At 72.6% G+C, this 11,420-nt stretch carries 10 protein-coding genes; 4 read left to right on the top strand and 6 right to left on the bottom strand.

All coding sequences use genetic code 11. The features are described 5' to 3' along the window. The first annotated feature begins 147 nt into the window (after window positions 1-147). Complete coding sequence (locus DB32_RS32230; protein ID WP_169791626.1) at window positions 148-1,179, top strand: phosphatase PAP2 family protein; 1,032 nt, start codon at window positions 148-150, stop codon at window positions 1,177-1,179. On the opposite strand, the gene DB32_RS32225 is transcribed toward DB32_RS32230, so the two are convergent. From DB32_RS32225 to DB32_RS32210, 4 genes are read right to left on the bottom strand one after another with little or no spacing between them, the layout of a single operon-like run. Then, window positions 1,163-1,642 (bottom strand): GNAT family N-acetyltransferase, encoded by a 480-nt coding sequence (locus DB32_RS32225; protein WP_053236485.1) that lies wholly within the window; start codon window positions 1,640-1,642, stop codon window positions 1,163-1,165. The genes DB32_RS32230 and DB32_RS32225 overlap by 17 nt on opposite strands. After that, a complete protein-coding gene (locus DB32_RS32220; RefSeq protein WP_053236484.1) occupies window positions 1,642-2,019 on the bottom strand; it encodes a hypothetical protein in 378 nt (125 codons plus the stop codon). The genes DB32_RS32225 and DB32_RS32220 overlap by 1 nt, the downstream gene beginning before the upstream one ends. A gap of 28 nt (window positions 2,020-2,047) precedes the next feature. Beyond that, window positions 2,048-3,211 (bottom strand): hypothetical protein, encoded by a 1,164-nt coding sequence (locus tag DB32_RS32215; protein WP_157069632.1) that lies wholly within the window; start codon window positions 3,209-3,211, stop codon window positions 2,048-2,050. A gap of 22 nt (window positions 3,212-3,233) precedes the next feature. Continuing rightward, entirely contained in the window at window positions 3,234-3,701 is a 468-nt protein-coding gene (locus tag DB32_RS32210; RefSeq protein ID WP_053236482.1) for a hypothetical protein, read from the bottom strand. Window positions 3,702-3,775: 74 nt separating this feature from the next. On the opposite strand from DB32_RS32210, the gene DB32_RS32205 reads away from it, so the two are divergent. Together DB32_RS32205 and DB32_RS32200 are read left to right on the top strand one after the other, a co-directional pair. Beyond that, the gene (locus DB32_RS32205; protein ID WP_053236481.1) at window positions 3,776-5,653 is read left to right on the top strand and encodes a hypothetical protein; all 1,878 of its coding nucleotides are present in this window, start codon (window positions 3,776-3,778) and stop codon (window positions 5,651-5,653) included. A gap of 97 nt (window positions 5,654-5,750) precedes the next feature. After that, complete coding sequence (locus tag DB32_RS32200) at window positions 5,751-6,713, top strand: hypothetical protein (RefSeq protein ID WP_053236480.1); 963 nt, start codon at window positions 5,751-5,753, stop codon at window positions 6,711-6,713. 682 nt (window positions 6,714-7,395) lie between these two features. On the opposite strand, the gene DB32_RS32195 is transcribed toward DB32_RS32200, so the two are convergent. Next, entirely contained in the window at window positions 7,396-7,677 is a 282-nt protein-coding gene (locus DB32_RS32195; RefSeq protein WP_053236479.1) for a hypothetical protein, read from the bottom strand. Between the two features lie 101 nt (window positions 7,678-7,778). Between DB32_RS32195 and DB32_RS32190 the strand changes: the two genes are divergently transcribed. Continuing rightward, window positions 7,779-8,876 carry a C45 family autoproteolytic acyltransferase/hydrolase gene (locus tag DB32_RS32190; RefSeq protein WP_157069631.1) on the top strand — a complete coding sequence of 366 codons (1,098 nt, stop codon included), beginning with the start codon at window positions 7,779-7,781 and terminating at the stop codon, window positions 8,874-8,876. Window positions 8,877-8,879: 3 nt separating this feature from the next. Here DB32_RS32190 and DB32_RS32185 read toward each other — a convergent pair whose 3' ends face one another. After that, complete coding sequence (locus DB32_RS32185; protein WP_053236477.1) at window positions 8,880-11,405, bottom strand: hypothetical protein; 2,526 nt, start codon at window positions 11,403-11,405, stop codon at window positions 8,880-8,882. Between the last annotated feature and the right edge of the window lie 15 nt (window positions 11,406-11,420).

The raw sequence follows: 11,420 nt of genomic DNA, 5'->3' as shown, positions 1-11,420 counted from the left end.
TACGACATCTCCTCCCGCGCAGACGAGCAGGACGGCACCGGAAACGCGCGGAGATTGCGAAATCCAGAGCTGGCCTCGCCCCGTCATGGCCCGCAGAACGGTCCGCCGGCCGTTCGTTCCGGCCCACGCAACCGAGGGTTGTTCACGTTGCATCGCCGAGCCCGCGCTTCCATCGCCGTTCTAGTCGCCGCTTGTTCGATCGCGAGCCTCTGGCCCGCGAGCGAGTGCTCCGCGCAGTCCTCCGACGCGCAGGAGGACGGGCCGACGGACGGCCGCACCCCGGTCAGCGACGTCGCGGGCGTGTGGGCGGGCGCGGGCACCGCGATGCTGGGCCTCGGCGTGGGGCTCTTCTTCTCGCCGAGCGACGCGCCCGCGGACACGACGAGCGTGTGGCGCGGCGGGATGCTGCTCGACGACGACTTCCGTGACGCGATGCGCGCGTCGACGCCCGAGGGCCAAGGCTTCGCGCGCCGCGCGAGCGACCTGATGATGGTCGGCCTCATGGCGAACGCGCTGCTGATCGACTCGCTGCTGATCCCGCTGGTCCAGGGCGATCCCGACCTCGCGTGGCAGGCGTCGTTCGCGTACTCGCTCGCCCTCGGCACGATGCTGACCGCGGGCAGCATCGTGAAGCGCGTGACGAGCCGCGCGCGCCCGTTCGAGCAGGAGTGCGCGGCCAACCCCGACGCGCCCGGCTGCGGCAGCGCCGACGCGTACCACAGCTTCTTCAGCCTCCACACCGGCGTCGCGTTCACGTCCGCCGCGTTCTCGTGCGCGATGCACCTCGAGCGCAACCTCTACGACGATCCGATGGCCGACGCGGTCGCGTGCGGCTCCGCGCTGACCGCCGCGGCGCTCGTCGGCACGCTGCGCGTCGTCGCGGACGCGCACTACCTGTCCGACGTGCTCGTCGGCGCGGTCCTCGGCGGCCTGATCGGCTACCTCGTGCCGCTCGCGGTCGTGCCCAAGCGCTCGCGCGTCGCGCACGAGATCGAGCAGGAAGCGATCGCGGAAGAAGAGGCGCTCGGCCTCGAGGTCCCCGCGCCGACCTACGGCGTCACGTGGTCGGTCACGCCGATGTTCGGCATGGGCGACGACGAGGGCGGCACCGGCCCGATGGCGGGCACGACGAGCCGCAGCGGCGTCACGCTCGGTGCGTCGATCAGCGGCACGTTCTGATCTCCATCACGAGCTGGTCGGGCGCGCGCGAGACGATGCGCAGCCCGGCCTTCTCGAGCACGCGGATCGACGCGGCGTGATCGACCTCGACGCGCGCGACGACGACGTCGCTCTCGGTCTGCGCGAGCCCGACGAGGGCGCGCGCGATGCGCGTCCCGTGACCGCGCCCCTGGTGCTCGCGCCGCACGAGGAACCCGATCTCGAGCGCGTCGTCGTCCCCGCGTGTGACGAGGCCGCTCCCGACCGACGCGCCGGCGGCGTCCTCCACGCAGAGCGCCGCGAGCACGCGCGGATCGTCGGGGCGCAGATACCGATCGAGCAGCCCCACGACCTCGTCGGCGCGCAGCGCGCCGCCCGCGCGCGCCATGATCACCGGGTCGGTCACGAGCGCAGCGAGCGCATCGAGATCGTGCGCGCCCCAGGGCCGGTAGCGCAGACCGTCGCGCTCGAAGCTCGCGCGCATCAGCGCCGTCGCGCGGGCGGGATCGGATAGCGGCGATCGAACTCGGGATCGCGCGGGAAGCGCAGCGCCTCGCGGTGGATCGAGAGATCCCGCTTGAGGCGCATCGCCTCACGTCGCGCGCGCTCGAACACCTCGTCGTCCTCGTGGTCCATCAGCGCGTGGACCTTCGTGATCGCGTCCTGAACGCGCCGCTCGGAGCGCCCGAGCGCGCCCGCGATCTCCTCGAGCAGCTCGCGCTCGACGGTCGCCCGCGGGTTGCGCCACTCGATCTCGCGACGGATCGGATCGAGGTGCGTCTCGCGCTCCTCGTCCTTCAGTCGGTCGACGAGCTCCTTCCAGAACGGCTCGGACATCGCGCGATCGATCCTGAGGTCCACCGCGCAGAACGTCGACCTCGTGAGCTGGTTAGCGGCCCTCCCACGGGATCACGAAGTTGCTGCACTCGCCGGAGAACTCCTGCACGTCGCCGTCCATCCGCATCGACGTCGTCTCGGCGACGCGGCTCTCGAACGCGGCTGCGCTCTCGACGAAGCCGAGCATCTCGCACATCTCCTGATCGCCGATGCCCCAGCCGACCTCCTCGGCGCGCGGGTTCTCGAACTCGCAGCCGAAGCGCAGCCCGGTGATCCCCGCGAGGTCGACCGGCGGCTCGTAGAGCAGCCCGCGCGCCTCGCCGTTGTAGCCGCGCACGTCGACCAGCATCTCGCCGTCGCGCGGCCCGCCGATCGCCTGGAGGAACACGCGCGTGCCGAGCTCGTGCGTGTGCGGCAGCGAGTAGAAGAGACGGATGTGGAACGGTCGTTCCGTCGCGGCCTCGAAGTCGCTCGCGAGATCGCACGTCGTGACGAAGCGCGACGTCGCGCGCGGCGGGATCGTGAGCGCGTGATAGTCGATGTGGAACGGCGTCAGGACGATCGTCACGTCCTCGCGCGGGATCGTGTAGATCGAGAGGCGCGCGTGCCCGCGCACCGTCTCCGGCGTCGCGTTGAGCACGTGGATGTCGCTGATGATCCGCGAGCGCGGCGGGATGCGCACCGCGGCGCCCTCGGGGAAGAGCTGCACCTCGCGCGCCGCCTGCGTCGACTGCGCGTAGAGCACGCCACCCGCGACGGCCGCCTGGAGCTGATGGTAGTCGCGCTCCGCGCACGGCCAGGTGCCGTCGGGCCCGAGGTAGAGCGTGTCGGGCACGAAGGTCCAGTTCGAGTGGTGCGAAGCCTCGTCCTGCTCGAGCTCGACCGCGTGCACCCAGAGCTCTTCGTCGTTGTCGAGCGTCCAGCTGCGGCAGAGACCCGAGAGCTCCTGCCCCGGCTCCGACACGACCTCGTCGAAGTCGTGCGTCTGCGCGGTGCCGGGGATGCGCGCGCAGAGCCCTTCCGCGTTCGCGCGGGTGCCCGACGTGCAGGGCACGCACTCCGCCGCGCCCTCCGCGTCCGGCGTGCAGCCCTGCTGGTTCACGAGACAGCGCTGCGCATCGTCGGCGGCGCAGCGCGGCGCGTCCTCCTCGGACGAGCACGACACCATCGCGAGCGCGACGAGCACGAGTGAGATCGACGACGAACGAAGCCGCACGGCTGCCTCCTTGAACGATCGTTCAAAAACCGAGCTCGAGCCCTGCGTCCGCGAGGCGCTTCTTCGCCTGCCACGCGCGGCGCGTGGCGCCGAGCGCGAGCGGCGCGAGGATCGCGGCGCTCCCGGCGAGCGGCACCTCGAGCAGCGCGAACGCCGAGAGGAACCCCGACGTCGACGCGAGCACCGCCCACCCGAGCGCGACGCACGCGACGAGCCCGCCGACGACGCTCGCGGCGACGTTCGCGGGGAAGTGGTTGCGCAACACCAAGAGCGACAGGCCGAGCTGCGCCGCGCCCAGCCCGCTGAGCGCCCATGGCACGACGTTGTAGAGGGCGTCGTGGAACGACGCGCTCGTCGTGAACTGGAGCCCGGTGAGCACCGCGATCGCGCCGGACATGCCGCTGACCGCGGCCGCGGCCTTGGTCGTGCCCTTCACCTGGAGCTCGGCGAGATCGCGCTCTTGCTCCGCCTGTCGAGACGAATCGGTCATGTTTTCCGAGGCGGAGCATCGCGCGCGCACGTGACGCTTGTCCAGGTCGGCGTGGTGGAGGTACAGGCGATCCCGTGCTCCAGGCCCACGTCCTCGCGGTGCTCGCCGCGATCGCCACCACCGAGGACGCTTCGGCCATCCGCGATGCGCGCGTCGCGGCGTACCGGCGTGTGCCCGTCGGGCTGCGTGGCCCGGTGCGCACGCGCGTGACGCGCGCCGTGTCCGACGCGATCTTCGCGACCCAGCACGGCGACGACGAGGCGCACGTGCATCGCCTCGCGTACCTCGCGGTGATCGGGCGCGACCCGCCGCAGGGCGACGACGTCGCCGCGGTGCGCGCGGTGTTCGACGAGGCCCGCGCGGCGCGCCCGGAGCGCGAGAGACCGAGCACGGCGCGCGCGCTGATGCTCGGCGTGGTGATGCTCGCGGTGCCGATCGCGATCACGACGTGGTGGCTCTGGCCGCACGATCCGTACGCCGCGCTGAGCGAGGCGCTCCCGCCGTCGCGCGGCGCGTACGTCGAGGGCGGGCGCCCCGATCCCGGCACCGCGGCGCAGCGCGCGGTGTTCGAGGTGCGCCTGCCTGCGTTCACGATCGCCCTCGATCGATGGCGCGCGTCGCGCGATCCGAACGCGCGCGCCGCGGTGGACGCCGAGCGCGACGCGACGCTCGGCGCGGCGCGCGGCGCGCTCGGCGCCGACACGGTGTCGTTCCTCGACGCGGTGCTCACGCAGTCGATCGCGGTCGTCGAAGGCGGCGTCGATCGTCATGCCGCGGAGAGCCACGTGCGCTCCGTCGACGCGCTCGACGCCGCGATCCAGAGCGAAGGGCTCGCGTACTACGTCGACGCGGAGGTGCTCACCGAGCGCGCGACCGGCGCGAGCCGCGTGTACCTCTCGTCGTTCACCGTCGACAACGTCGCGATCTACGAGGCCGAGGGACGCACCGTGCGCGCGCTGCGCCTGCGCCGGCTCGATCGGCTCAACTTCGCGCGCGCCGTGCTCGGCTTCACGCGGCCGCAGGTGCGCGACGCGCTGGTGCTCGGCGAGCGCGTCGAGGAGCACCTCGTGCAGGCGATCGTGCCGGCGCTCGCTCCGGACGGTGCGCTCGCGCTCTCGGGCGACGACGATCTCGCGCTGCGCGACGAGACCGCGCGTGTGGCCGCGGCCGGCGTGCGCGACGAGGCGCCGCGATGGCTCGGCGGAGACGCGGCGGCGGCGAGCGAGCTCGGCGCGATCTTCGCGCGACGACACGCGCTCTTCGTCGCGTGGTCGGAGCGTCTGTCGGAGCGCGGCATCGTGCTGCGCGAGCCCGACGGATACGTGGTCGACCTCGAGCCCTACACGGCGTTCACCGGCGCGCTCGTCGCGCACGAGCGTCGCGAGCTCGAGGCGCTCGTCGGGGCGCTCGAGGACGAGCGGCACCAGCGCACGTACCGCGCGATCGAGGCGCGCTTCCTCGCGTCGATCGAGCGCCACGAGGTGCAGCACCGGCTCGACTTTCTCATGGGGACGCTCGGGACGCTGCCGCCGCGCCTCGAGGCGATGGTGGGCCCGCTGCGCATGGGCGACGTCGTGAACCTGCTCGCCGAGCGCTCGAACGCCGAGCTCAGCGCGTACCTGAGCGAGCTCGCGCGCGACGCGACGCTGGTGCGCGCGAGCCTCGCGCTCTTGCTGCGGCACGTGTTCGATCGACGCCTGTGGGGCACCGCGGAGTGCCACGCCGCGCTGGTGATCCTCGAGGGGCTCGCCGATCGGCTCGCGATCCCGCGCGGCACGCTCGTCGTCGCGCGCCGCATCGATCGCGCCGAGGCCGCGCGCATCCACGCCGCGATCACCGCGCGCTCCGACGACGACGTCCAGCGCGAGGCGCGCGCGCTCTGGGAGGAGCTCTACCAGCGACCGCTGCCCGCGCTCCGCAGCGGCGCGCGCGCGAGCGACGACACGCCGTGAGTGGTCACGAAGGCGACACGTGTGCTATCGACTCCGCTTTCGTTCTCGTGGTCACATCGAAGCGGACCCCGGGACCAGACGCCACGAGCTCGGTCGTATGCCTCGAGACGCCTCTCGCCTTCGCTCGGCGCTGCTGCTCGCGCCGCTCTTCCTGGCCGCGTGCTCGGGCACGCTGAGCGGCAGCGCGCCGGATCCCACGGACCCGGGCGATCCGACGCCGCAGCCCCAGGACGCGTCGGTCGTGCCCGGCCCGACCGACGGCGGTGGGCCTCCGGTCGATCCGCCGCCGCCGGGCGATCCGCTCGCGGAAGCGAACGTGATGTTCGTCGGTCACTCGCTCATCGGCTGGGGCATGCCGCCGATCCTCGGCGCGCTCGCCGACGATGCGGACCGCACGCACGCGTGGAGCATGCAGCTCGGCATCGGCGCGAACCTGCAGTGGCAGTGGGATCGCGGCGCGCCCGAGGGCGTGAACGCGCGCGAGACGCTGCCGACCGGGCGCTTCGACGTGCTGGTCGTGACCGAGGCGATCCCGCTCGAGACGCAGATCGAGTTCGCGAACAGCGTGCAGTACGCGGGGAACTACTACGACCTCGCGCAGCAGTCGCGGCCGGGCACGCGCGTGTACCTGTACGAGACGTGGCACCAGGTGACGCTCCCCGACTTCCGCGCGCGGCTGACGTCGGATCGCGCCCTGTGGGAGCAGATCGTCGACGGCGTGAACGCGACGCGCTCGGGGCCCGACATGCGGATGATCCCGGCGGGCACGGCGCTCGCGCGGCTGGTGGATCGCATCACGGCGGGGCAGGTGCCGGGCTACGACAGCGCGCAGGATCTGTTCGTCGACGACATCCACCCGACGCCCGCGCTCTTCTACTTCGTCGCGTGCGTGCACTTCGCGACGATCTACCGGATGAGCCCGGTGGGGCTGAGCGAGCGGATCGTCGATCGATACGGGGCTCCGGTGCAGGGTGGGCCTTCGGCGGAGGTCGCGCGGATCATGCAGACGATCGCCTGGGAGGTCGTGGCTTCGGATCCACTGAGCGGGGTGGGGCAGTAGGCGGGAGGCCGCGCGGGGAGAGGCGTCGGTGTGGGGCGCGGGGTGGGGGCCCGTGCTCGGACAGTCCTCGCGATGGCGTCCTGCTGCGGTCTCGGCGATCGATGGCCGGGGTTCTCGTCAGCGCGGGCGCTTCGCGGCCGCGCTGACTCGCATTCGGGGGGCTCGCGGAGGCTGGATGGCGCTGCGGAACTGCGCGCGGGCCCCCACCCCGCGCCCCGGCTGGTGAGGCTTCGGCGGCGCGCGGGGGGTCGACGCCGCTCGGTGTGTTGTGGGGACGCGTGATGGACGCGAGTGCGCTTCGCGCGCTCGCGTCATCACGCGGACCGACTCGCCCTTCGGGCATCGTGGACGAATTGGACGGGCTCGCGCTTCGCGCCTCGCCCCCGATGGCGCACGCACGTCCGGCGAAATCCGCGCGTCCGGCGAGATCAGCGCGCGTCCGGCGAAGTCCGCGCGTCCTGCGAGATCAGCGCGTCCCGCGAATCAGCGCGCGTGCGCCGACGCGCTCACCGGAGCGATCACGCCGACTGCGCGGAGCCGGCCGCACCGTGCTCGTGCACGTGCTCGTCCACGTGCCACCTGCGCGTGCTCGACCGTCCGCCGCACGCGGCCGGTCGATCCCGCCGACTGCGCGCATCACCGCGCGTACTCGGTCGTACCCCCGCGCGCTACGCGCCGACGATCAGTGCGCCGCTTCCGCGCTCTCCGACGACGACCCGTGCTCTTCCGGGTGCGCCGGGTTCGTGATCACGAGCACGACGAGCGCGACGACGAACACGAGGAACGGGATGATCCCCAGCGCCCCGCCGAGCACGCTGGCGCTCATGCCCTCGTTGATGCTCGTCTCGACCGTGCCCGATCCGAGGTTCTTCTCCTCGATCTTCGAGCCGATGCGGCTGCCGATCAGCGCGAAGCCGGTGCAGGAGACGATGAGCCCGATCACGATGAGGATGAACGTCAGCATGGTGTTGGTCCGTGTTGCGACGTACGAGCCTACGTGAACGCGAGGGGCACGAGAAGAGCGACGTTTGCTCCCGCGCGCGGACCGCGGTAGCCCGGGTGACGATGCGCACGTTCCACCTCCCCGCCGCGGCCGGTCCCTTCGAGCGCGGTGTCGCCCACGGTCGAGCCTTCGCCCGCGAGATCGCGGAGATCGCCGCGATCCGGAGCGAGCTGGCGCAGCAGCAGGGCCTCTTCCGGAGTGACGCGGAGCTCCTCGCCGTCGCCGAACGACACCTGCCCGTCCTCGAGGCGTTCGACGCCGCGCTCCACCAGGAGCTGCTCGGGATCGCCGAGGGCGCGTCGCTCCCGCCCGCGCGCATCGTCGTCCTGAACCACTACACCGACCTCAAGGATCTCGATCCGAGCACCGTCCTCGGCGGCGCGCGCCGCGGCGCCGATCCCGATCGCGACGACGAGTGCAGCGCGATCGTCGCCGGCACGCGCGAGGGGGCGATCCTCGGGCAGACCTGGGACATGCACGGCTCGGCCGCGCCCTACGTGCTCATGCTGCACGTGCCTGCGTGGCAGGACCGCCCGGCCGCGTGGCTGCTCACGATCACCGGATGCCTCGGCATGGCCGGCATGAACGACGCCGGCGTCGGCATGACGATCAACAACCTCAAGAGCCACGACGCGCGTGTCGGGCTCGTGTGGCCCGCGCTGGTGCGCCGCGCGCTCGCCGAGCGCCGCGCCGATGCCGCGCGCGACGTCGTGGTCGGCGCGCCGCTCGGCTCGGGACATCACTACCTCGTGGCCGATGCGCAGCGCGCGTTCGGCATCGAGACGTCGGGCCGCCTCGCCGAGGTGTGGGCCGAGCTCGACGTCTCGAAGCCCGGCGGCGCGTTCCACCACGAGAACCACTGCCTCGGCACCGAGGTCGCGAAGGTCAGCTCGATCGCGAGCACGAGCACCACGCGCGAGCGCTTCGCGTTCCTCGACGCGAGCCTGCGCGATCACACGATCGAGAGCGCGCGCGATCTCTGGTCGCGCCTCGGCTCGCACGAGGGCTACCCGCGCAGCGTGTGCACGCACCTCGCGAGCGAGCGCGCACCGCACGCGATGCTCACCTGCGCCGGCGTGCTGATGAACCTGAGCGAGCGCCGCATCTGGGCCGCGCCGGGATGCATCCACGGCGTCCACCCCGACGAGCTGCGCTTCTGATCGTCAGTTGCTGATCACCAGCGTGAACTGCGCGCACGACACCGGGAGCCCGGCGCGTCGGTAGACGCGCACGAGCACGGTGCCGTTGTTCCCGACCGGCGGGATCGGGTTGTAGTAACCGGGCGTGCCCGTCCCCACGAACGTCTCCCAGTCCGTGACGCCGTTCGAGACGCCGCCCTCGTTGCCGCACGAGAGCGCGACGCCGCTGCAGTTGGTACGCACGTCGAAGCGGAACTGATCGCCCGGGTTCGACGTGAAGCGGATGCGCGGGTGGTAGGCCGCGCTCGTGTTGCCGGCGAACCCGACCGTGTACCAGAGCTCGGTGCCCGCGATCGCGATGTTCGCGCTGGTGTTGAACGACTGAGCGAGGTTCAGCACGCCCAGCGCGGTCGGCGCGCCGCACGCCTGGCTGGCCGTCGACACCGGGCACTCGCAGCCGTTCGAGCACGCGCCGTCGACGTTCTGGAAGCCCGGCGCGCACGCGGTGATCGCGCAGTTCCCGCCGCCGCAGCTCGTCGCGACGACGTTGCCGACGCACTGGGTCGCGCACGAGCGCCCGCACGTTCCGCAGTGCTGCGGGTCGCTCGTCAGGTTGCGCTCGCAGCCCGTGCCCGCCGCTCCGTCGCAGTCGGCGAACCCCGGGTTGCACCCGAGGACCGTGCACGTGCCGTTGGTGCAGCCCGGCGCGCCGTTCGCGACCGAGCACGAGTTGTTGCACCCACCGCAGTGCGCGAGCGACGTCTGCGTGCTGGTCTCGCATCCGGTCGACGCCTGGCCGTCGCAGTTGCCGAAGCCCGGCGTGCACACCGCGATCTGGCAGCTGCCGGCGACGCAGACCTCGCCCGCGTTCGCGAGGTCGCACACGTTGCCGCAGCCACCGCAGTGATCCACCGAGCTCTGCGTGTTCGTCTCGCAGCCGTTGGTCGGCAGCCCGTCGCAGTCCATGAAGCCCGGCTCGCACGCGCCGATCGCGCATCCGCCGTTCACGCACACCTCGACCGCGTTGGGCAGATCGCACGCGTTCCCGCAGGATCCGCAGCTCGTGACGCTCGTGAGCACGTTCGTCTCGCAGCCGTTCTCCGCGTTGCCGTCGCAGTCGCCGAAGCCGGGGTCGCACGCCGCGACGGCGCACGCGCCGTTCACGCACGCCTCGGATCCGTTCGCGATCTCGCACACGTCGCCGCAGCCGCCGCAGTGCTCGAGCGTCGTGCGCGTGTCGATCTCGCACCCGTTGCCCGGCGCGCTGTCGCAGTCGGCGAAGCCGGGATCGCACCCTGCGACCGCGCACGCGCCGCCGACGCACGACGGAGTCGCGTTCGCGAGCGAGCACACGTTGCCGCACGTCCCGCAATGATCGACGGTCGTGTCGAGGTCGACCTCGCAGCCGTCGGTGGGCAGCGTGTTGCAGTCGCCGTAGGTCGCGTCGCAGGTCCCCACCGAGCACGCGCCGCCGACGCACGCCGCCGTCGCGTGCTCGGTCGTGCACACGTCGCCGCACGCACCGCAGTCGCTCACGGTCGTGCCGATGTCGACCTCGCAGCCGTCCTCGGGCATGGCGTTGCAGTCGTCGAAGAGCGGATCGCACGCGCCGATGGTGCACGCGCCGTCGACGCACGCCGGCGTTCCGTTCGCGACGGTGCACGCGTCGTCGCACGCGCCGCAGTGCGCCGCGTCCGTGCGGGTGTCGATCTCGCAGCCGTTGCTCGCCTCGCCGTCGCAGTCCGCGAACGACGGAAGGCACACGAACCCGCATGCTCCGTCGATGCACGTCGCCGCCGCGTTGGGCGGCACCACGCACGTCTCGCACGACGCGCCGCACGAGGTCACGTCGTCGTCCGCCGCGCAGCGCTCGTCGCCGCACGCGTGGTAGCCGGTGTCGCACGCGACGCTGCACGCCGAGTCGACGCAGCTCGGCGCGCCGTTGTCGGGCACCGGGCACGCGGTGCCGCACTCGCCGCAGTGCAGCTCGTCGGTCGTGGTGTCGACGCAGCTCGAGTCGCAGCGCGTCGGGGTCGCGCCCTCGCAGCCGCTCACGCACGACGCGCCTTCGTCCGTCGACGCGCAGAGCGGCGTCGGCTCGGCGCACACGGTGCCGCACGTCCCGCAGTGCTCGGCGGTCGTCACGTCGGTCTCGCAGCCGGGCTCGTCGCTGCAGTCGCCGAGCCCGGGCTCGCACGCACCGTCGAGCACGCAGGCGCCCTCGACGCACTGCACCGCGTCGCCGTCGACGCCCGGCAGCGCGGTGCAGTCGACGTCGCATCCACCGCAGTGGTGCACGTCGGTCTGCACGTCGACGCAGGCCTCGCCGCACGTCGTGCCGGTGCAGCCGGCGTCGGGATCGCCGCTGTCGGGCGGATCGGCGACGTGTCCGCCGTCGAGCGATCCGCCGTCCTGGCGTGGGAGCGCGCCGTCCATCCCCGCGTCCGCGCCGCCCGGATCGCCGCCGCCACCGCACCCCGGTGACGCGATCGCGATCGCGAGCAGAGCAGCGAGCGCGGGGACGATCGAGCGCGGGACGCGGCGTAGCATTCCCGGATGGTATCC

Source organism: Sandaracinus amylolyticus (genome assembly GCF_000737325.1).
Taxonomy (GTDB): domain Bacteria; phylum Myxococcota_A; class Polyangia; order Polyangiales; family Sandaracinaceae; genus Sandaracinus; species Sandaracinus amylolyticus.
Note: the sequence above shows the minus strand (reverse complement) of the source record. Positions and strands in the feature narration are given on the sequence as shown.

Bases quoted from the DNA above. Each gene is read 5' to 3' on its own strand.
- DB32_RS32225 (WP_053236485.1), bottom strand. From the start codon at position 1,642: ATGCGCGCGAGCTTCGAGCGCGACGGTCTGCGCTACCGGCCCTGGGGC.
- DB32_RS32210 (WP_053236482.1), bottom strand. From the start codon at position 3,701: ATGACCGATTCGTCTCGACAGGCGGAGCAAGAGCGCGATCTCGCCGAG.
- DB32_RS32200 (WP_053236480.1), top strand. From the start codon at position 5,751: ATGCCTCGAGACGCCTCTCGCCTTCGCTCGGCGCTGCTGCTCGCGCCG.
- DB32_RS32195 (WP_053236479.1), bottom strand. From the start codon at position 7,677: ATGCTGACGTTCATCCTCATCGTGATCGGGCTCATCGTCTCCTGCACC.
- DB32_RS32190 (WP_157069631.1), top strand. From the start codon at position 7,779: ATGCGCACGTTCCACCTCCCCGCCGCGGCCGGTCCCTTCGAGCGCGGT.
- DB32_RS32185 (WP_053236477.1), bottom strand. From the start codon at position 11,405: ATGCTACGCCGCGTCCCGCGCTCGATCGTCCCCGCGCTCGCTGCTCTG.